17 protein-coding genes and 2 pseudogenes are annotated in these 20,754 nt (G+C 47.6%); 11 read left to right on the top strand and 8 right to left on the bottom strand.

Translation table 11 applies throughout. The features are described from left to right. Positions 1–15 precede the first annotated feature (15 nt). From V8J63_RS16745 to V8J63_RS16730, 4 genes are all read left to right on the top strand, one after another. A complete protein-coding gene (locus tag V8J63_RS16745) occupies positions 16–309 on the top strand; it encodes a DUF4031 domain-containing protein (RefSeq protein WP_336464355.1) in 294 nt (97 codons plus the stop codon). 29 nt (positions 310–338) lie between these two features. Then, positions 339–1,550 (top strand): nucleoside triphosphate pyrophosphohydrolase family protein, encoded by a 1,212-nt coding sequence (locus V8J63_RS16740; RefSeq protein WP_336464354.1) that lies wholly within the window; start codon positions 339–341, stop codon positions 1,548–1,550. Between the two features lie 5 nt (positions 1,551–1,555). Beyond that, entirely contained in the window at positions 1,556–2,227 is a 672-nt protein-coding gene (locus V8J63_RS16735; protein WP_336464353.1) for a uracil-DNA glycosylase, read from the top strand. A gap of 200 nt (positions 2,228–2,427) precedes the next feature. Next, positions 2,428–3,231, top strand: a complete 804-nt coding sequence (locus V8J63_RS16730; protein ID WP_336464352.1) for an HNH endonuclease — start codon at positions 2,428–2,430, stop codon at positions 3,229–3,231. A gap of 329 nt (positions 3,232–3,560) precedes the next feature. On the opposite strand, the gene V8J63_RS16725 is transcribed toward V8J63_RS16730, so the two are convergent. The 6 genes from V8J63_RS16725 to V8J63_RS16700 form a co-directional block, all read right to left on the bottom strand. Then, positions 3,561–4,361 (bottom strand): hypothetical protein, encoded by an 801-nt coding sequence (locus V8J63_RS16725; RefSeq protein WP_336464351.1) that lies wholly within the window; start codon positions 4,359–4,361, stop codon positions 3,561–3,563. Continuing rightward, positions 4,339–4,989 (bottom strand): C1 family peptidase, encoded by a 651-nt coding sequence (locus V8J63_RS16720; RefSeq protein ID WP_336464350.1) that lies wholly within the window; start codon positions 4,987–4,989, stop codon positions 4,339–4,341. Before V8J63_RS16720 ends, V8J63_RS16725 begins: the two co-directional genes overlap by 23 nt. Further along, complete coding sequence (locus V8J63_RS16715) at positions 4,986–6,002, bottom strand: ImmA/IrrE family metallo-endopeptidase (RefSeq protein ID WP_336464349.1); 1,017 nt, start codon at positions 6,000–6,002, stop codon at positions 4,986–4,988. The genes V8J63_RS16720 and V8J63_RS16715 overlap by 4 nt, the downstream gene beginning before the upstream one ends. Then, positions 6,003–6,353 carry a helix-turn-helix domain-containing protein gene (locus tag V8J63_RS16710; protein ID WP_336464348.1) on the bottom strand — a complete coding sequence of 117 codons (351 nt, stop codon included), beginning with the start codon at positions 6,351–6,353 and terminating at the stop codon, positions 6,003–6,005. Continuing rightward, on the bottom strand, positions 6,346–6,615 hold the full coding sequence (locus V8J63_RS16705; RefSeq protein ID WP_336464347.1) for an acyl carrier protein: 270 nt from the start codon (positions 6,613–6,615) through the stop codon (positions 6,346–6,348). Before V8J63_RS16705 ends, V8J63_RS16710 begins: the two co-directional genes overlap by 8 nt. A 971-nt stretch (positions 6,616–7,586) precedes the next feature. Further along, complete coding sequence (locus V8J63_RS16700; protein WP_336464346.1) at positions 7,587–7,916, bottom strand: DMT family transporter; 330 nt, start codon at positions 7,914–7,916, stop codon at positions 7,587–7,589. Positions 7,917–9,661: 1,745 nt separating this feature from the next. Here V8J63_RS16700 and V8J63_RS16695 point away from each other — a divergent pair. The 7 genes and pseudogenes from V8J63_RS16695 to V8J63_RS16665 all read left to right on the top strand — a co-directional run. Beyond that, on the top strand, positions 9,662–10,141 hold the full coding sequence (locus V8J63_RS16695) for a CS1 type fimbrial major subunit (RefSeq protein WP_336464345.1): 480 nt from the start codon (positions 9,662–9,664) through the stop codon (positions 10,139–10,141). A 79-nt stretch (positions 10,142–10,220) separates the two neighbouring features. Next, positions 10,221–12,761, top strand: coding sequence for a TcfC E-set like domain-containing protein (locus V8J63_RS16690; protein WP_336464344.1), 2,541 nt, complete (start codon positions 10,221–10,223; stop codon positions 12,759–12,761). Then, positions 12,751–14,004: a hypothetical protein gene (locus V8J63_RS16685; protein ID WP_336464343.1), complete on the top strand. Its 1,254-nt coding sequence runs from the start codon at positions 12,751–12,753 to the stop codon at positions 14,002–14,004. Before V8J63_RS16690 ends, V8J63_RS16685 begins: the two co-directional genes overlap by 11 nt. A 38-nt stretch (positions 14,005–14,042) precedes the next feature. Continuing rightward, positions 14,043–14,789, top strand: coding sequence for a molecular chaperone (locus V8J63_RS16680; RefSeq protein WP_442963530.1), 747 nt, complete (start codon positions 14,043–14,045; stop codon positions 14,787–14,789). Between the two features lie 23 nt (positions 14,790–14,812). After that, entirely contained in the window at positions 14,813–15,304 is a 492-nt protein-coding gene (locus V8J63_RS16675) for a CS1 type fimbrial major subunit (RefSeq protein WP_336464341.1), read from the top strand. A gap of 1,522 nt (positions 15,305–16,826) precedes the next feature. Next, a pseudogene (locus tag V8J63_RS16670) lies at positions 16,827–17,616 on the top strand (IS21 family transposase); the annotation flags it as partial. Between the two features lie 92 nt (positions 17,617–17,708). After that, positions 17,709–17,983, top strand: a pseudogene (locus V8J63_RS16665) (ATP-binding protein); the annotation flags it as partial. Positions 17,984–18,248: 265 nt separating this feature from the next. Here V8J63_RS16665 and V8J63_RS16660 read toward each other — a convergent pair. Beyond that, positions 18,249–18,725 (bottom strand): hypothetical protein, encoded by a 477-nt coding sequence (locus tag V8J63_RS16660; protein ID WP_336464340.1) that lies wholly within the window; start codon positions 18,723–18,725, stop codon positions 18,249–18,251. Further along, entirely contained in the window at positions 18,715–20,754 is a 2,040-nt protein-coding gene (locus V8J63_RS16655) for a hypothetical protein (RefSeq protein ID WP_336464339.1), read from the bottom strand. The genes V8J63_RS16660 and V8J63_RS16655 overlap by 11 nt, the downstream gene beginning before the upstream one ends.

The raw sequence follows: 20,754 nt of genomic DNA, 5'->3' as shown, positions 1-20,754 counted from the left end.
CAGAAGGCGAGCAGAATGGCGGTCTACGTCGATTCAGAAGAGATCCTGTGGCGGGGCAAGCTCTGGTGCCATTTGGCAGCGGACACGCTGGATGAGCTTCACTCGTTCGCCTCTCGACTGGGCCTGCGTAAAAGCTGGTTCCAATCCAAGGGTTACCCGCACTACGATGTGACCGTTTCGGTGCGTGAACGCGCGCTGAAAATGGGAGCAATCGACGCTGATCGCGAGACAATCGTCGGTCGCTGCAAACAGCTGAAGATGGAGCTACGGCAGCAAGTGCTAGGACAAAAGGTGCTGGCACTCGCATGAGGTAGCTTAAACATGATCAAGGAGGATTGATGGCGCCAGTACCTCAACCGCGTCCGGTGGCTCTTACCGTAGCCAAGTACATGCTCAAAGCGCGGGAGAGCATGCGCTTCGAGGACGATGCCGATAGCCTTCAATACATTCGCTTCGGATACTTTGGCGAGATTGGCGGCTTACTTTCCTCCGTGAAAAAAGCAGGTCGTGACCGTTTGCAGGCCGCACAAAACGACTTGGCCGCAGAAGAACTGGGCGATGCGCTGTGGTACTTGACCATTGCGGCGCACCTTCTGAAAATCCCCGCCGACGCTCTCGGGGAGCACTGCATTCTTGTCCTTCGCGATGAGTTCGGCGAAAGCAAGAAAGCTCCCGCGCCGCCGATTACGTTCCGTCAGATAGACGGTCTTATCGAAACACAGCGCGATGAGGATACAATCCCCCGCCCAACGCAACTGGGTAAGCTTGCGCTGAGCGCCGGCGTGCTGGCTGAGATGTCGCATGCCAGCTTGGCGAGTATGGCGCCACCCAAGCGCGAGGCTTATTTCGGACAGCTGCTGTCGGAACTCGCCAAGACCTGCTCCAGCTTCAACCTGAACATTGAAGATGTGGCCTTGGGAAACCTGGAAAAAACGGCCAGTCGCTGGCCAGGTGAACAGAAGCGTGAATTTCCACTTTTCGATGAAGGCTTTCCGGAGCATGAGCAGTTCGAGCGCGAATTCACTATTGAATTCATCGAACGCGGCGAAGGCCAGAACAAGCATGTGGTTCAGCGCCTGAATGGCGTCTATATCGGTGACCGGCTTACAGACAACAGCAACGAGCCTGACGACTATCGCTTCCACGATGTCTTCCATTTGGCCTATGTGGCGCATCTGGGTTGGTCACCAGTTTTGCGAGCACTGCTCAAGCGCAAACGGAAATCCGACCCCGCTAAGGATGAGAACGACGATGGCGCTCGCGCAGCGATCATTGAAGAAGGCATCGCCACGTGGATTTTCGACCACGCGAAAAAATATGACTACTACGCAGCAACTCAACCTGGACGTCTCGACTACGGCCTCCTCAAGCAGATCCAAGGGATGGTTCGAGGTTACGAGGTTGAGCAATGCAAGCTTTGGCAATGGGAGCTTGCCATCATCGAAGGTTTCAGAATGTTCCGCGAACTGCGCGAGCATCGAGGAGGCTCGGTGGTAGTCAACATTACTGAAGGGACGCTGACTTTTCACAAGCCCCTCAAAGAGGCCTAAACGCAATGACCCCTACATCCTTCGTAAAGGCCTTGTCTGAATTCAGTCTCGACAATGTGTTCAACCCGTACGCAGACACCTGCCCTGTGCATGATCGCGCGGGCGCTGCCGCCTCTCGTCGCAAAAACCTGAAAACCTATCTTCAGGCTGTATCCAATCTAGGCACCGACACCATCTGGATGGGGCGTGATTTGGGATATCGCGGTGGACGTCGGACCGGTCTGGCCCTTACCGACGAATTCCACCTTTCCGAGATGACTCGCGTCTATCCAGGATGCGAGTCGCAACAAGCGACCCGGGGCCCAGCAATCGCCGAACGTACTGCTGCGGAGATTTGGGCCGTCCTGAAGGCCGTCGATATTCCTCCCCTGCTGTGGAATGTTTTCCCATTTCATCCGCATGAGCCAGGCAACCCATTCACCAACCGCAAATTCAGCGCAAAAGAGCTGGCATTGGTGGATGAGCTCAATAGCGAGCTGTTCAGTTGGCTTAGAATCAGGAAGATTATCGCGATTGGTCAGGACGCAGCGCACTATGCGTCGCGCTTTGGCCTGCCCATAGAAACCATTCGCCACCCGAGCTACGGGGGAGTCCGCGACTTCCGCGCAGGGATGGCCAAACTCTACGGCCTGCGCCCCCTAATTTCTCAAGCAAGTCGCCAGGCTTCGCTGCTCTAACAATTCCTTTCAACCAAGTTAAGGAAGCCAAGAATTCTTTAGTTATGGTTCCACCAAATTCTTGAGAAAGGTGAGGAAGTAGATAAGTGAGTGACGGGTGACTTCCAATCCGCGAGTTTTGGTTTCAGAGTGTTCAAGCTAGGCCATGGATCATCAATGGCAGCCCAGCATTTACGCTGCCTGAACGATAGGGATTGCAAATGTCGACGTATAAATTCACTACTGCCCAACGGTACGCCATATTTATAAACCACGGCATGAAGTGCTACATCTGCCGCCACCCACTGTACTTCACCTCCATGGAAGTGGATCACATTTTGCCCGAGCGGCTTCTCAAGGACGAGGTCCAATTTAGGGTTATTCGATCGTTATTCGGCCTCAAGGATTCATTCGATATCAATTCATATGAAAACTGGATGCCGGCGTGCGGGCCATGCAATCTGACAAAAGGGCAGACTGAATTTGCGCCTACTCCACTCATCCAAATTCAGCTTCAAAAGGCGTCGAATAAAGCTGCTGAGACAAGCGCCATTGCCGCCAAGGCTGTTAGCACCAGGCAGGTGTCCCTTGCCCTTGGCGCGCTGGAAAAAGCACGCGAAAGCGGTCAAGAATTCGATGAGGAAACACGACGACGATTGTCGGAGCTCGTGCAATTTTCTTCAGAGCAGGGACTGATACCCAAAGGGCAAACGTTCATGTTCACGCAGTCGTACCAATTAAGGACAACATCAGTCAAGGACGCGAGGAGTTGGGGCGTAACGCACTGGTCCATACCCCCTTTTTTGCAGGGGGAAGCACCCTTGGTCGTGCTTCTAAGGGAGGAGAACCTGCAAGATGAGTGCAGCGTGTGTGAATCGATGCAGCACGTTTTTCAGCCGATCAATCAGGAAGGCGGACCGGGTCCGGCATGCATGGAGTGCATATCGGCGCTGGGCTGGATGCCGCCTGTGGCATTAGGAGACTTGCCTACGCATGTCACCGCTCATGATTATGAAGTGCCTTAAAACGTAAGCGTCCGGCCATCAAGCACTGGGTGATTAAAACGGCTGCCACTTATGCGACAGCAAATGATCGATTTCATTCTCCTGCTGCGCCGGCAGGCTTGTGGGCACGCCCTTAAAATAGGCGTACGCCGACATGGCCATTAGCGAAAGCCAAGCAAACTCTGGGCAAATTGATCTAGAGAGCTAGGGGGGCATCGGCCTTGCCGATCCAGCCAGAACCCTCGCACCCCGAACGCATTTGCGTCATTGCAATCGCACTTCTTGGACTCACCTATCATCCAAATACCTGCTTGCGAAGTCGCTAGGCTTCACGGCTCTAACGATTGCTATCAACTAGGTAGAGAAGCCAAGAGACCTTTGGTGACACCCACCTTGCCAAAGGTCTCCGTATCCAAATACGCATGCGTTGCGATGCAGGTAAGCACTCCACATTCATATTTGGATTCCTTGCCCACAAACGAGTGAAGCTGGCTCAAGCCGATAAGGTTGCCCAGCGCACGCTGGCAGTACCACTGAGAGCGGTAGATCGCGGTCAGGTCCAGTTTGCCATCTGTGATTTTGAAGCTCAGATGACTCAAGCAAGGGACGTTGAGGGGTTTTGCATCTCGAGATGGGTCGAACACCGGTAATTCATACCCATGTCCGTCGAGTGGCGGTGCCAGATCAATATCGGGATCACTGACCCCCAGCTCGAACGCCGATTGGTACTTGGTACCGTTGTGCGTTTGAAGCAGACGCTCAATCAGGTCGTCCAACGGATTGATGGTCCCGGTCCCGTTTCGGCTCGGACGACTCATCATGCGCTGAGCATAAGTGCCCCACGAACTGCGTTTTTTGCCCTTGGCCAGCAACGCCAAGTAATTTGTGTATAGCTCGGGACGAGAAAATCGCCGGGCCAACCCATTGGGAAAAATGGTGCCCGCCACGGTCTCGACGCTCAGGTCTTCACGACTGCTGCGCAATGCCGCATCCACGGCCTTGATGATTTTCAGATCATCCTTGCCCAGCTTCTGAGGAGCGCTGATCTCCAGGATCAAATTCCGATCCTTGCGCTGCTTGCATCCTGCCAGATGTCGCGCCGCAGCCACCCAAGCCTGCCCCAAACTTTCAGATGCGATCAGTTTTGCCATTCTCTACTCCAAAAGCACATTCCGCATGCGCGCTTACATAGGCACCTGAAATCCAGGCGTGTCCGTCTACACCCCATTGGGGGCCCCAGCTATTGCGCACGTAGAACCATGGCGCACTATTTCCATCTTCATGCCCCACGCCAATGGCAACTACCGCATGGAGAAGTCCTGGCATGACTTGATCACCGAAAGCCACTAGGCCCGCTTCAGGTTTGAAGAATTCGGGCGTTACCCGCAGACCCAATCCGATCGGCTGACCGGCACTTATAAAACAGGCGATATCGGAAGGGTCAGCCGATACTCGCTGCAGCAAGTCACCGTAATGCTGAAGTCCCGAGGGCAGATCGGGAATGGGGAGCAAAGGCTCTTCAGAGCAGTAAGGGAACGCGGCTTCCTCCGGCTGACCGACACGAGATGCCTCTCGCATAGCATCGAAAGTGATTCCGCTGCCTGGCACCCAATCCGGCGTCAAAATGGCGGCCGCCCGATAAAGGTATTCAGGACTCAAATCGGCAGGCGATTTCGGTCGATTCAGATCCGACAATGCAAATGCCAGACAGGTCGGACGTCGCCCCTGAGGCCTTGCTGGCGAACCGAACCCATCGAGCACCACCTTAGGGATGATCACGCTAGCCCGTCCTTGAGCAACTGCTTACGCGAGTGCGGTGTCAGCCCGAGATTCAACGACTCAAACTTGGCGCATGAGCTGAATGTGTCGGCGGCTGCGCTCGAGGCATCCCATGGCGCACGCTCCGAGAGCCGCACGTTTACCGGCTCTGAATCACTGTCCCTTCCGCCAGTGAGGAGGTAGTCCATCATCTCTGTACCGCCGAAAACCGGCGACTTATCCACTGAAGGCGTCGAGGGTACGGTCAACGGCTCCAGATGAAATCCCCGCGCCTTTAACTCTTCGGAATCGGCTTCCCAGAGATATCCTGATGGCGCCCGGCTTGGCAATCGAACAACCAGTTGATCATCCGGGCGAGGCTCAAGGATTGAAGTTCGATCATCGCTGTCGAGCAGCCAAACCTCTTTGCGGGCATCCACCAAACGGTCGCCGAGCAGCGCTTTCTTGATCATCGCGGGCTTGGTCCGCAACATTTCCCGGACTTGATCAGCGCTCATGACGCCATGTCGGCTGAGCGACCATGCCGCCGCTTCGTAACTGACCCCCATGCGTAACGCCAGTTGATAAAGGACGCCAGGCCGGAACAGCGCCTGCTTGGTCCATTGCTTGCGCTGCATGATTTTGACGATCAGTTTGCGAGGCACCAGCAGGTTGTACCCGAACTGATCCGCTTCCTGCTCGACGAGCGCAGCCTGAGAACCGTAATAGATTTTCTCGTCGGCGCTGCTGCCGTGACCCATGAAAAAATGACCCAACTCGTGGGCACAGGTCATGTGAACCAGGCCTGCCGGACGATCCACATTGACCAATATTCCAGGTGTTTCATCACCCAGAAATGCCCCGAGCAGCTTCTCCATCGGGCGCAGCATGACCATCACCCCAGAATCAGCAGCGATCTGGAAAGGGTCGATTCGCGTGTATCCGTCCTGCTCGATGCGAGCCATAGCACCGCTCTCATCGATGACCTCGACCGCACGCTGTGCTGCTCGCAAAACAACATCGCGGAAGCCCATTCACTGTCCCTTGTGCTTGAGAAACTCGGCGAAGCGAGCTACCTCATCAATATCCTGCTGCGAAAGTCCATTTACTGCTCTGGCCAGAAACGCGAGCTGGGTGGGGCCGGAAGGCGCCGGGTCTCTTCCGGTCATCAGGTACTCCATAGACTTGCGGTAGAGCTTGGCAAGCTTGCTCAGCTCCGTCGCCTCCACTTTGCGGTTGCCCGACTCGATATTGGTCACCGCCGGACGGGAGACCCCGAGCGCATGAGCCACCTCATCTTGGGAAAGCCCTACGTATTCCCGAGCATCTCGCAGGCGCTCAGCCAGGCGCAGCCTGTCCTGATCATCCAGCGACGAACTATGCATGGGTCTTTTCCTTCAGGTGCTTAAGTATTCCTGACGTGACCAGCTTGACGAACTGTTCTTTGGTTTCGTATCCGCCGTTGCGGATCACGACATCCACCGGGATTTTGACTTTCAACATTTTCCCGATTTCAACCAGCGCTTCGATAGCCATGACCGATTCCATCGGCGCACCCAAGTCATCAACTGACAGCGGGTCATCAACGATTTCGAGCGCACGCTTATCCCAGAACTGGCCAAGGTATTTCTCAATGCCGTCTTTCATTTCGATGGTTCCGAGGTAAGAAAATCGTACATTTGAAGTTTGAATTTAAGTCCATACCGCAGAAATTGCAACGTCCGCCGACGCATCAATCTCTGGAGCCAGCTTTCCAGCACGGGACCTCACCTTCTTAACCAGCAAAGCAGGCGCGAAACTCGTCGAATGAAACCCACTGAACGCCGTTACCGAAGTTCAGACGGTCAACTACCTCCGTGTAGCCGGTATAACCCTCAGCGTTAAGAGCCCGCGCAACTTCAGCCGCTCGGTCGTGGATAAGGCGCGAAAGGCCATGAATTCTTGGTCGTTTTAACTCGACGTCTGTCACCGCTTGGGCGGAACCCTATTGCCTGAATACCCGCCTGCCTGAGGAAATTGAAGGCAACCGTCCGATAGCGAGATGATGAGACTGATACCGGCGGCGCTGGGCATTTATCTGTCGTTATCGGTGTACGCTGGCCGGCAGGAATGCCACCGCCCTGCATCCTCGCCGCCAGGCGAACTCTACAAAGGACATTGTTGATTACTGACGACAGACAGAAGGTCGTTCACGCTTGCCAATGGAGTAGTCTAATACTTGAAGGCATGATATTGGATGAACATAACGCTTATAGATAGTTACGGCCAGAACACATCTTTTTTTGAAGGACTTCGTGCTAATCAAATATCACAAGAGCACAGCGAAGATATCTCGGGTTTGAAAACCTTAGATTCGCACACTAATTTTCTGAAGAAGAATAGACAGCAAGCCAATGTACCTATCGCATGATAGCATCAGTACAACAACCATGATACAGATCATTTAAGTAAACTATTAACAGCAAACCGTAAAGGCAATATTCTTGCGGATTATGCTAAGAAGATAAGGTTTAATACATCATCGAATAAAACATCAGCCCCCGACTAGTGGCTTTCAAAGTTCACAATCTGAAAAGACAACCTATGAGTGCCAGCGGTTTAAGGCGTGCAGGCGGTCGTTAGGATATTTGCATCTTCGAAAACACTTGAATTGTGCAAACACCCAAAATTATCAAAGACATGCCAATCACTGCGGGATAATCAACCTTTTGGTCATATAAATAAATACAACCGACGGTTACAAGAATAACCCCCAAGCCCGCCCATATCGCGTACGCAATTCCTACTGGAACCGTGCGAACTACCAAGTTCAACATCCAAAAAGAAGTACCATAACCTAAAATTACAATTAACAACGGGAGGGGCGTACACAACCCTCTTACTGACTTTAAAGACATCGTCGCGGCAACTTCGGCACAAACTGCAATAAGCAAAAAAAGATAAGACATTTAGGAGACCCGATTTAAGACATGTTCAAAGCACAATATAACAGCGACCGAGCACCGCATGCATTCAGATTAAGTAAAAAATAATCAAAAAAATCATGAGCTAGATGATTTTTTATGAATAAAGAAAATAAATTGTCCTTCTGGCGCAGCTTCGGTGCGTGCAGCACACTATTTTGTCTGCAATGGCCGTAGGCGTTACCACCCTGCTACGGCGGTCTCGAAATCCATATAAAAACCACATACTTTATCGAAGCCCTATATACCGCGCTCAAAGCCCCTTGAGCACAATAAGACCAGCAGCCGAAAGTTTCTTTTTAGTTCGAGATCAATATCACCAAAATATAACGGAGGTAACATCATTTATATTCTATAAAGACTCACTCTATATCACACCACTAGGAAGAACTTGAGTTAACAGCATAGCCAGAGTTACTTTATTTATAATATTGCCAACCCCTAAGTTAGCATCACGATCGCGGCTATGCTAACGTCCAAATACAGCATATGGTGAGTACGCCTGACGCGGAAATCACTGGATTAGCGAGCTACTGTGAAGCTGAATTTCCCGTAAATAGTTCTCCAAATATGAGAAAAAATTCATAAGAGCGGCAAAACGGAAATGAAAGAAGCTTATCTCTCGCAACCGAAGCGACTGAATTTAGTTACCTAGGGGTTAGACGTGGCTACAACGTCTCAAAAGAACCTTTACACGCAAACTAAGCCGTTGCTACATGACTTGGGGTTAGGCTAGGCGCCGACTGGGCGATTTCCCCACCTAGTGCAATTATCTGGATCAGTGTTATATCGGCTCGATCCACACATTTGCTCAGCACCACCACGCAGTGCATCAACCAGCACCTGGTGTCGCACGCCGGTCTGTACAACCCGCTGAACGAAAGTCGAGCACGCAATCATCCCGCGCGACGAAACATGTTCTTGTAGCAATTTGCCACAAATGTAAGCGCCACCATCGTTTGACTTGTTTTACTAATCAACCCTCCCCAAGTGATGATTTTCCTTAAAGTCTATTGCTTATGTAAGTCCGGAGATTAAATATAATAAATAGAATTATCTATCAACCATCTTTTTACACCCATGAAAGCTGATAGTCTACCGCAACGCCTGATTTTAATTTTAAAATAGTTCAGCTATTTTGAATCGCAAGCTAGCATATCGGAGCGACATAAAAACCTGCGACTATGCAACTTAATCAAACGCATCAAAATCATTTCCATCCTCCTTTCCAATCTATAAGCAACGGAAACAGCTATGCACATAGCTACACCAAAACTCAGCTATGTAACGACACTGAATATCATCCAATACCGCATTAAATTTCATTATGATCTAACCGTGGATATCCGAATCCCACAAGGGACTCCGTAAATAAAAAGGACAATTGTCTCTCGTACTTAGATGCAACTTCACCCATACACCTCACCTCAAAATATTTACTGCCGATCTAAGAATATATCTCCAGTTGCAGTCAAGCTGCTTGAAATATGTGACGACTTATGAAAAAACTTCACAAATATTAACTTTTATGAATTCACAACATATCATTCTGTTTTTTGCGTCGTATCGCGTAATTTAGCGCCGTCGATTTCTGCGAGTGCTCGCTTGACCTGCAGAACAACAAAAAAACGCGAGCATGTATTTACAGGCATCGAATTCGTGAATCAGACGGTACAGCCGAGTAGGCAATGGCCGCGATTATACTACTATCCAGTTGAAAAGGTCTTATCATGTCAAATAAATTGTTGCTGGCCGGATCTCTCGCGATCACCGCGCTGAGTTCATCTGTAGTTATGGCTGCTGATACAGCAAGGCACTCAATTGAGGTTAGGGCAGTAGTGCCATCGGCCGTCTTCTATGCGCTTCCTGTCGACGCCAATCTTATCAACGGTGTCCAGCAAATGAAGTTCAACCCTAACACAATGAACTTAGACGAAATTCGAGGGCAATTTGATTTACTTAATACTGGCGGGAAAATAGACGCTAAGCTTGATGGCCCCGCTACATTGCTTTCAGGCTCTGACACCATTGATCTAGATGTTTCTATTAATGGCGTGAGTTTGGATTCAACCGCTTCCAAGACCGTTCTTGCTGATACTTTAGGAAAAACCAAATACCGATCTGCACTTGTAATTAGCGCAAAAGGAAAAGATCACAAAGCTGGTGACTACACTGGCTATGTAAATCTGGTTTTCGATGCAGGCATTTAACGCCATTACTGCTTGTTAAGCAAACTAGCCATAGCGGATAAACGCACGTTTGTCCGCTATTTTGTGAAGAATCTAAACCATGGCTTTATCAAAAAACTCGAGCTTCTTTACCAAGCTAACGACGTTCTTGTTTGCAAATTTGATCGCAGGATACGTTTTTGCAAATTCAACAGACCGCAGCTTACTGGCTCAGGCGAAAGATTTACCTAAGGAGTTTGAACAATATTTTTTTGACGTCCCTCTTGCAGTTCGTATCGAAGTTGATCAAAAACTATTAGGCGAAGCATTGGTGGTATTGTCTCGGGATGACAAAGTAACATTGATGGAGTTTACAGACACTAACGACAGTTCTTTTAATTCAACCGATAGAGAGAAGTGGGCGGCAGTTCTTAAAAAAGGAGTTAGTGTTGGTGTTTGCTCAAGTCAGTGTAACACCGAGATGCTCGCACTAGATTACAGCTTAGAGAATTCCATGGTGTCAATTCTGACTCTAAATGCTGAGCGCGACTTTAAAACCAAGCAATACCACGATCAACCCGAGTCGGGCAGTAGAGGACTGATCTTGCACAACCAACTAAACCTAAGTGGAGGTCAGGATGAAAAGATAGGAGGACGCCTTCGCCTGGAGGCTTCGGGTAGTATCGGCAACTGGAGCCAAGTCGTCAATATGCACTTAGTCCGAAGTGGGTATTCAGATACTCCAACGTATCACTCCATAAATGAGCTCTACACTCAGCGTGAAATGGAGGGCATTTTTGCGAGGCTTGGCTATTTTACTCCCAACTCTGAAGGGCTCACCCGTCCGCCTCGCCAGTTTGGATCTAGTCCTGACACTGCGTTGGGTATCATGGTTGGTAGCTCCGATAGTCTCGCAATAAGCAACCCCTTGCCGAGTATTTATCCTATTTACGTCACTGCTAATCGCCAAGCATCCGTCGAAATTTTTCGTGATGGCGCTTTAATCAATTCTCAGGCTGTTTCAGCTGGGCTTCAATCCATTGATACGCGCCAATTACCTGGCGGGATTTACCAAGTTGAAATACGTCTAATTGAAGATGGTAAAATCACCACAACCACTCAGGAACTCGTCTATAAACCCAATAATTGGCGAAATTTTGATAGTCGCTGGCGTTATAATATGTTTGCCGGAAGGGAAACTCAATTGCTCAGCAACTGGGATCAGCAATCCGACGCAGAAATGACTGCTGGAGCTTCCTTCAATTATCTAGCACATCCACGTGCGATTCTTGGATTGTCGGCACGGCAAGTTCGAGGTCAGTGGCAATCCGGCACTTCCTTAGACTGGATGATGGCCGATAACGTCAGCATGTATGCCAACATCTACCAGACACAAGATCATGGCACTGGGATCGATCTACAAAGCCTCTATAATTATAAATCCGGAAGTATCATGCTCAGCCATAATCGAAGTTGGCTTGATACTACTAACTCTTACGATCGACTCCCCGATGGCACGCGGCTGAAACAACGGCGCGTATATTCTGGCGAAAGTAGCAACTCCTCCATAGGAGTAAATCATCGCCTTAGTAGTAAAAGTTCGATGAATGCTCGTATATCTCACAGCGACGGCAACACTGAAGGCATTGGACTAGATATAGGTTGGTCGCAACGATCGCTGCTATTTGCAAATGATGCTAGCTGGCGTATTTCTCTTTTTGATCGTCCAGCTAGTTTTAGCAGCGGTGTATCGCGTAACCGAGGAATTGATTTAAGTCTCAATATTGCGTTAGGTGCGGACGGCGAAAATATTACTGGTACTGTTGGGTCACGCACCGCGCGCGACGGGGCTCGTGATCACAACGCTTCAATAAGTTGGCGTAAACAGATCCAAGACCATTTACTGCAAAATGTATCAGTTACGGCACTCACTGATACATATGGGATTGGCCTCGCAAGTCAAGCTTATTTTGATAGCAAAATGGTTGCCGGCGATGGGTACATCCAAAGGTCTTCCTATAACGGAAACTTAACAGGAGGATTTAATTTGGAAAGCACGTTTGTCGTCGGTGAAGAAAAAATGATGCTTACAAGTCAGCGAGAAACACGAGGTGCAGGGATGATCGTTGATGTCGAGTCGGATATTGACGACATTGTTTTACGCGCGGATGATTTGAGTGGCAACAGTACTAAATTGCTTCCTGGTCGAAATTTTATACCTATCATAGCCTATCGAAATAGCTCAATTGGTTTTGATCTCGAGGGAAATCACGCGCCTGCTGCGAGTATTGATCCACCGCGTACGAATTATCACATGAATAAAGGTGGTATCGACTTTAGGAAAGTGCGAGTTATGAAAGTCTTAACGGTCTTCGGTCGTCTATTGGATTCACAAGGCAAGCCTCTAAAGGGCCATCACGTAATTAATCATGCAAGTCGCGGCATCACCGAAGTTGATGGCTTCTTCTCCATGCAAATGAGTGCTGGCGAGCCGACACTTGAGGTGCGTAAGGATAATCAGCTGCTTTGTCGATTCCGACTAGATGCAGCTCAGCATCGAAAAGAAAATGATGTATTGATGGCTGGCGATATGAGATGCACACCAGAAAGTTTGGCCGAAGCAGGCTTTAAAGCGCAAGAGGTAGGTCGAAATGAAAGTTAAATTTAAGTTAATTAATATTTTGCTTTTCTTGCTTTCCTTTTCAGCTGAAGCGGCTAACATTGGTTTGTCTGGGGTTTTTCGCAATAACCCTACGATCGGATTCAAAAATTCATTTGAATATACGTCTCTTAGTCCAGCCATTGCGTGCATTGGTATTAGTAACTACCTTTGCAATAATAAAACCACTCAAAGCTCGGTCTTTCCTATAACTTTCAAGTCTGCTGGAAAAATCTCAGAACATAGTAGTGTTGGCGCAACAATCCCAACCGATTGGAGGAGATTTGATGTCGTAAATGCCAGAACAAACCGAACCGAAACGGTAGAGATTCGGTTCGTTGCTCTCCGAGGCAGGTTTAATACCCCGAATCTGTCCAATACCAAACTGGGTAGGGAAAACGGTGTTTACGCTGCCTATCTAGCTCAGTTTCATCTATGGTTGAGGGATGATCTAAGCAGTAGCAGTATATTAGATGATCCATCCGGTCCTTGTATTGGGGATATTAGTTTCGATTATAAGCGATTCAATAGTTATTCTAATTTTTCCTGGGAGTTCGAAAACCAGGGATTTTGTTATGTTAAGAATTCAATAGATTTAGACTTTCTCAATATTAATAACCTTGATGTTTTCTACGAAATACGTTCGCCTAAACCGATGGACATGATTGCTGGAGATTACAGCGGCTCAATAACCTACAGCGTAGGAAATGGTGGTGATTTTCATATGGGAGATCACTTGTTCCCTGATGATAATACCCTAACATTGGACGTGAATTTGTCAGTCGAGCACTCCCTTAAAGTGGATCTGCCGCCAAATGGTAATAAGATAGTGCTGGAACCCGAAGGTGGTTGGCGGCAGTGGATTGACCGAGGCCGCGTGCCTTCGCGTATCTTTCGGGACCAGAATTTTTACCTTAGCTCAACCGGTCCTTTCAAAGTCGGTCTTGAGTGCCAGTTTAAAAGCACTTCAGGCGCATGCCAACTAAGAGACAACATAGGTAATGTGACCGAAGTTGATACATTTATTAGTTTACCTGATTATTTTACTTACACAGGCGCTCCATTAAAGCGAGTGCACTTGAAAGATAGTACCTACGTCGACCCAATTCTCACCGGAAACGAAGGTAGGGGCATGGGGACTTTCCATTTTGATATACCTTCAGCAGCAATAACGTCGCTACTTGGCTCGTCGAGCAACACAACTTACTCTGGCCAAATAGTAATAATTTTGGATTCCGTGCTTTAAATCTGATTTGCAACTTGCTTATTTGTGAGTAATTAATTATGAGATTTATATTTTCAATGTTTTCGTTGTTTATAATATGTGCAAAAGCTTCAGCTGCGCCACAGATTAATGTTGGCCCTATATATGACTATATGGAAGCCGGTAAAACGACCTATTTAAAACGTATTTACAATAGCGGTGATAGCACGGCTTTCGTCAAAGTAAACGTGTTAGAAATTTTTTATAATGCGGATGGTTCTACTAGTGAGAGCCTTCTTGAGGATTCTGCTGGAACAGGTTATAGGAACGGGCTAGTCGCTAGTCCGGCACGGTTGATTATTCCTGCGCAAGGTATGCAGGCTACTCGTTTGGTATTCATGGGCGAGCGATACAAAGAACGATATTTTCGCGTACGCTTTGTGCCCGTCATACCTGAAAAGGAAGAACAACTTATTCTTTCAAATCAAGAGCAGAAAGATTACAAAAAAGGTTTTACTGCAGGTCTTAACGTCATGACAGGCTTCGGTACTATTTTTTTTGTTCAACCTCAAAATAGCCAATTTGATACTATTATAGATGATTCGGAAAAAAAATATGAATTGCGCAATAATGGCAATACGGTAGTGATTGTCGATGAATTTAAAGATTGTTCGCAGGTTGTCGAGTCGGAGTGCCAGCCCACTACCAAGAGTCATGTATTACCTAGTAAAGTTTTTAGCTTTAATAAAGAAAAAGGAAGAAAATATAGCTTTACGCTTATCGAAGGACCAGCCAAAAGACGGCTTTCTGTCCTTGATACAAATTAAATAAAATAGTATTAGATAATATCATGAAAAGAAAATACTACTTGGCCTTACTCGCCATTTTATTGATTTTTTCTAACTTATCGTTCGCTAAAGACACAGAGCTTCTTTACTTTGAAGTCTCGGTATCATTACCTTCTCGCTCATTTTATATCGTACCAAGCGATCCATCTTGGATTCATAATGCACAGATACTCCCTTGGAATCCAGCCACCTCTAGCTTAGGAAGTTTACGCAAGCATTTTGACGTTCTACATAGCGCTAATGGAATAGAAGCTCGCTTGGAAACTCCAGCCTACATCTCGGATGGCAAATCAAATATTGACCTAAAGGTTACACTCAATAGAGTAGATCTGAGTCATGTGAATGCGAAGGAAGTGGTGCCCGCGAGTGACGCTACAAAAGGCTCTAGGGTGCTTTTAGAAATTACTCCGCAGGAACCAACTGGTGGCTATAAGCCAGGAGATTATGCTGGCAACGTCCTCCTGATATTTGATGCAAAAATACCGGGTGCTTAATTTTGAGTCGGCGATTTTGCATGCCGATTTCGGATATTAATATGTCCCGTTTAACTAATGCAAAATATGGCATTCATTGTGGTTCAGCACCGGCCAAATCCGAGCATTACAGCATTAGAAAAACCGCAACCTGCGCTCATTTTTATTGTCCCGCTAAGGATTAGCTCATGTACACGGTATTGCCCAGGCTGTCCGCGCGCAGATTGTGGCGCCGCACACCGGGCAATATGACACTGCATTTTTGGAGATGCGCCTGACTTCCAACTTTAGCACCTAAAAAATGACACCGTGTTCTTGGTACTGTAGAAGCGGCGAGCATACAACACAGTAAGGTGGTCCTCCGCGCAGAATCGGACATCGAACGCTTCTTAAAGCCACGCCGAGCGTGAGAAGCAGCGTTGAACGTCTGATTCGTTGCAAGATGATCCTTACCGAATCTGGAAGTGGATGCTCCAGCCGACCTCAAGGATGTGTATTGAAATGCTGATATCGTCGGAATACTCTTCAACCATCGCTGAATCGGTAAGCGCCGAACTCGGCATAGAATAACCGCCCAGCTTAGCCTTGTTTGACGTTAAATTTGTCGTTGAGGTCAGCCCCCAGGTTTCGATGGAGGCCGACTCGGCATGCTCAGATTCTCAGATGGCGAGAACAGCCGGTATGCGCTCGCATTTTGCCGATCACATTAGCAATGCAATGGCGGATAGGTACCAGAGGGATCCTATATGGGTAGATATTAATAAAGTCTTCGACGAGTACCTACATCTGAACATATAAAGACAGGCTGTATTTGGCCGTGGTGCTCGAACTGTTTTAACGCCAAATCATCGCTTGGTCAACAAAGTAGCAGATATTCAGCGACGAAGCCTTTTTTTCACTGCTGATGGCGGTAGAGTGCCTAGAAAACCCGGGACGATTCACATCGAGCAAAATTACCAATTCGAAGCTCTAATAAAATCAACAAGTATAAAAATTTATGAAATCGTTGTTTTTATAAAAAAGAATCTTGTATAACTAGCTGCCCTGTGGAAATCTTGTCCGGACCTTTATGGAGTGGAGAAAATCATGCTAATACTATCTAGAAGTGCGGGCAAGGTAATCATAATAGGTGATAGCGTTTACTTAAGAATATTATCTGTAAAAGATTATAGCGTGAAATTCGAGGTCTCTGGGTGCTATTCAACAGTAAAGACCATTGCTCCCAATAACAGCATCACTCAGAAGAGAAATAAACATGCATTTTCTTTTTTGGAAACTACGCATCTCAATATAAAACAATAGAAGTTGCAATTTAGTTGAAACCTTACTTCGACCAAGAGGAAACTTACCCTCTACGAGCCATACGACAATAGTAGCGCACTGCTGGCCCTTATGAGAATTTTGTAAAGGCGGTATTTCACTCTATAGCATCTCCGATTTCACCCTTAGAAGCTCCTCGACATTAAAGGTGAATTTTTAGGCGCCCCACAAGGGCGTCTTTTTTATGGATTACACTCTTCAAAATTAGTTGTATCAATATCCCGGCATTAACGACAACATTAAAAAGGCTGTGGACAAAGTCAGCATATACAAGGAACGGCCGGTCAACGCTCGTTTTACAGTGATCTGTTCCTATTATTTGTTCGACTCAGACTTCTGCGAGTAGCCTCAGTTTGGAAAAAAGCAATCGTCGAGAAGAACGGCCGAGACAGTTGGCGACGCATCTGGCTCGATGCGCAAGACTCGCTGTTTCACTTTCGATGAGGTGAATCTGTGGCTCAGCCAACGCTGCCGAGCTATCAGGAGCGAGCTCCCGGACCCGCATACATAGGGCTTACGATGGCAGATGTCCTATAGCTGGAGCGGGTGGAAATGATGCCCACGCCCAGCGCTTTCAACTGCTATGTCGGTCGCACTGAGCGTGTCTCCAGTACTCGCCTGCTCAGCGAATGCCTTGCGAGCGCTTCGATCAGTGGGACAGCCCAGCCTTTTCTACCCTTCGCGGGTCGTCGACGTTGCCGATGAGACTTCTATCGCCAATCATAAGCGGCCTTTTTGATCTAGACCAAGTCAGCTAAGACTGGCAGCACTACATGCCGCTGATCGAGTGTGGCCTGCAGCGTCATGCTAACGGCGATCGCTTCATGACCCAGGTGTTGACTGCAGTGTCCATTATCGGTCTGGACTCCATTCTGGTGGCCGTGGAACTGGTGATTGAGTCTGGCAGTTCAAGCGCGGATCACTTCCAAAATGTCTTGGCTTGACCGACGTCCAGCGCAACACCACCGTCAGTGGAAACGAGCCTTCAGCGCAAGGTCGCACCGGCTGCCTAAATGGCCAGGTATGGCCAACTGCGAGCGGAAGATGAGGAGAGCCAAAAATGCGTGACTTGATGGCGTAACTTAAAGAGCTTCGCCTGCATGGCATGGCGCTCGCCTGGGAAGAACTGGCAGCCCAAGGAGAGGCCTCGGCAGCGTCCTCTAAATGGTTGCTGGAGCATCTGCTCCAGCAACCATTTAGATCGCTCCGAGCGCTCCGTGAATCATCAGATGAACAGGGCCAAGCTTCCCACTCCGTGATTTGGCTGGCGTTGACTTCAGCGCTTCCTGCTCTGATGCCTTTCTGGTCAAAGAACTATGAACCTAAGAGTTCACGGAAGTGGCCCAAAACATGGTCCTCTTAAGAGGCCCTGGAACGGGTTATTGTTGAAGACGATGATCCATTTTGATCTTGATCGTAAGATGCTCTGACACACGGTGGTTGGGCTGCTGTGATATGAAAAAAGACTCAATTGTTTAGCTCGCTGTCCTACTTGGTATGGCTGGCACGGTATTTTTTGTTTTAGCTATTCCGATCGGTGGTTTTCGATCGGTCAACGGGGCAAGGACTAGTCGAAACTTAAAATGCCTAAAGTCGGCATAGCAGCGCTTCTACGAGACATCTTACTGACGTCCTCCGTCTGTTTTCACGCTGCCCCCCTTTTGGACAATTTTTTGCGCAAAGCTACATTTTCAGATTCAAGCTCAACAATTCGACTCTCGGCCGTTTCAAGTTTAGCTTGCATGGAAACAATGTTTATAGCGTACATCTCATTATATTTTCGCGCAATCTCGAAATAGCGATTTCGCCATTCGTCTGCCGAAGCAGTGACACGTTTGCGGACAGTCTTGGCTCCAACCGCAACCAACTTATTTAAGTTTTGAAGCCACTCTTTAAGAACAACTTTTGTAGTACTATTATGCTTTCCACCTTGAAGAGTGACTTTATGGATCGATGCACGACGACAAACTTCAGCAAGGGACAATTTCCCATTATTATATGGATACAAACCGTCATTTTCTTCAATATCTCTCTCGATTGCCTCCATAGCTTTCCTCAGCTTCGTCAAAACCTCATCACTTCTTGATCGCGAATAAATTCTAAGCGGGCTTTCATGTGTCATGCAAAACCTCGGCTATCGACGCATAACTTTTAACTAAAGGATGGTTTTGCCACTGCTTTGAGAGGTCCTCCCAGCGAGACAACCAATTATTTAATTGACTAGACCATTGTGCGATAAGTAATGGCTCATCTTCATCGACCGCTCGTTGAAGATTATTTATTATTTCTGGAATAACATCTTCAGCCTTAACTTTGTTATACGTTGACAACAACTGGAACGAACACCCACTCTGACAATATGATGGATTGGCTCCGTTTTGTGACTTTGAACAGGGACCACCTTCTCCTGTAGGTAATGTACAATATATTCCTGGTGCAACTAACATCCAAGTCCTTCCATCAAATGTTTCACGTCGTGCAAATTCATAAGCATCTTGAGGTTCAAACTCAGACTTGCCCAACAATTTCAAATATTCAGCTTTTCGATTACGCAATTGCTCACCAACCGCTCCTCCCAACTTAGCTACGTCAGCGATAATATCAACAGCCATCAATATTACCAACTCTCGCTGAACAACCAAAACATCACGAGCAATCTGTTTATCACTTAATATGTAGCTTCGAATTGTCATTTGCGGATCTTCATGCCCAAAGCAATCCATCAATATAGTAGGGGAATTTACAAGGGAAAGCGCGACCACACGAGCTAATGTTTTCCTAAAGCGATGCAAATGCATATTAGGCGCTTCTACGGAAAGCAATTTTTTTAGCTTTAATTTTGCGCAATAAACATCCATAAATTTAGTTAGGGAAATATGCTTGGTACCCATATGGGATCGGCCAAAATCCCTCAAATGAACCCATAGGTGGTCACCAACCACATTTCCCCTTGCCTTTACAAGTTCGCTTAGCCGGATCTGCTGTTTTATAGCTGCGACCACAATGGCTGGAGCAGGAAAATCTCGAATACGACCACCGTGTTCATCAGATAACTTAAAAGTTTTGCCTAACAATCTGCTTGAATGTTCCTTTTCCTGAAGACAATTGACATTTAAGCTAGAAATCTCTGAGGCGCGAGGTCCACTGGCTAGACAAACAGGAAACAAGTGAGCGCCCTGAAGAATGCAAAGCATGCTCCAAGCGTCGGCAAAAGTTTTAGGCGGCCATTCCATGACGGGAAGTTTCTGATGAAGTATAAATCCTCTACGTCTAGTGGCCTTTAATTCCAGTTCATAGCCCAACTCAATTAAAGGTGAACCATCGGGCTTCGTCCAATCCCACTCCCGAATAATTTTGTCTCTGAATTCAGCGTTCTTTATTTGCTGAGTCCTAGGATGGAATGGTCGTACGCGTAGGCTTTTCGAAACGGGTGTATTCATCGCAGATTCTAACGCATCGAGTAACGTCGGTCCCAATTCGTTAATTATTTTTATAGATCGCCATCCGCATTCGCTTGTGAACACATCGGGAAACGGTTGCCACTTGCGTGAGCCTTCAGTTGCACGTTCACTATCTTTTTCTCCATATCGATCGCGCTCTGCCGAAACTCCTTCAACTCGTGCAGTCAACAATGGCGCGTCAGGGATAAGTCCGCGAAGATGAAAATTCACTAGCGTTTTGATTAAGGACGATCCTGATGATTTTAAATCTTTAAAATCTTCTTCTGTAAGCACACTCCAAAACTCGGTATCAGAAGGCGGATACGATAAAACTTTGCGCGACAGTAACAGTAAATTTGCCAACTCCGTACTCAATGTAGAAGCTTTAACAATGTTCTTAAGCCCCGCAACCAAGCTTCTAACAATTCCATACCTGACTATTTCCGCCCAAGCTCTGTTTACATTCACACAATTCTCATCTCGCCCAGGCAAAATATTAACCATTTCAATAATTCGACGTGATCGGTGTTGCATTTGCCCGTCAGGCAATGAGCTTGAGGAAAACTCCCATATCCCCCATTGATTGCCCATGCCCAAGCGGCGCTGCATCTCCAACAACTGTTCCTTTTCCATTCTACATACATCACAAATTTCAATACCGTCGCTCAAAACTTCTTGAAAAACAACCGATTCTTTTTGTGAATAAGCCAT

The sequence above is a fragment of the Pseudomonas sp. CCNWLW23 genome, from assembly GCF_037095675.1.
GTDB lineage: Bacteria > Pseudomonadota > Gammaproteobacteria > Pseudomonadales > Pseudomonadaceae > Aquipseudomonas > Aquipseudomonas atacamensis.
Note: the sequence above shows the minus strand (reverse complement) of the source record. Positions and strands in the feature narration are given on the sequence as shown.

Coding starts and splice junctions, on each gene's coding strand:
- V8J63_RS16745 (WP_336464355.1), top strand. CDS start 16: ATGGCGGTCTACGTCGATTCAGAAGAGATCCTGTGGCGGGGCAAGCTC.
- V8J63_RS16740 (WP_336464354.1), top strand. CDS start 339: ATGGCGCCAGTACCTCAACCGCGTCCGGTGGCTCTTACCGTAGCCAAG.
- V8J63_RS16735 (WP_336464353.1), top strand. CDS start 1,556: ATGACCCCTACATCCTTCGTAAAGGCCTTGTCTGAATTCAGTCTCGAC.
- V8J63_RS16730 (WP_336464352.1), top strand. CDS start 2,428: ATGTCGACGTATAAATTCACTACTGCCCAACGGTACGCCATATTTATA.
- V8J63_RS16725 (WP_336464351.1), bottom strand. CDS start 4,361: ATGGCAAAACTGATCGCATCTGAAAGTTTGGGGCAGGCTTGGGTGGCT.
- V8J63_RS16715 (WP_336464349.1), bottom strand. CDS start 6,002: ATGGGCTTCCGCGATGTTGTTTTGCGAGCAGCACAGCGTGCGGTCGAG.
- V8J63_RS16710 (WP_336464348.1), bottom strand. CDS start 6,353: ATGCATAGTTCGTCGCTGGATGATCAGGACAGGCTGCGCCTGGCTGAG.
- V8J63_RS16705 (WP_336464347.1), bottom strand. CDS start 6,615: ATGAAAGACGGCATTGAGAAATACCTTGGCCAGTTCTGGGATAAGCGT.
- V8J63_RS16700 (WP_336464346.1), bottom strand. CDS start 7,916: ATGTCTTATCTTTTTTTGCTTATTGCAGTTTGTGCCGAAGTTGCCGCG.
- V8J63_RS16695 (WP_336464345.1), top strand. CDS start 9,662: ATGTCAAATAAATTGTTGCTGGCCGGATCTCTCGCGATCACCGCGCTG.
- V8J63_RS16690 (WP_336464344.1), top strand. CDS start 10,221: ATGGCTTTATCAAAAAACTCGAGCTTCTTTACCAAGCTAACGACGTTC.
- V8J63_RS16685 (WP_336464343.1), top strand. CDS start 12,751: ATGAAAGTTAAATTTAAGTTAATTAATATTTTGCTTTTCTTGCTTTCC.
- V8J63_RS16680 (WP_442963530.1), top strand. CDS start 14,043: ATGAGATTTATATTTTCAATGTTTTCGTTGTTTATAATATGTGCAAAA.
- V8J63_RS16675 (WP_336464341.1), top strand. CDS start 14,813: ATGAAAAGAAAATACTACTTGGCCTTACTCGCCATTTTATTGATTTTT.
- V8J63_RS16660 (WP_336464340.1), bottom strand. CDS start 18,725: ATGACACATGAAAGCCCGCTTAGAATTTATTCGCGATCAAGAAGTGAT.
- V8J63_RS16655 (WP_336464339.1), bottom strand. CDS start 20,754: ATGGCTTATTCACAAAAAGAATCGGTTGTTTTTCAAGAAGTTTTGAGC.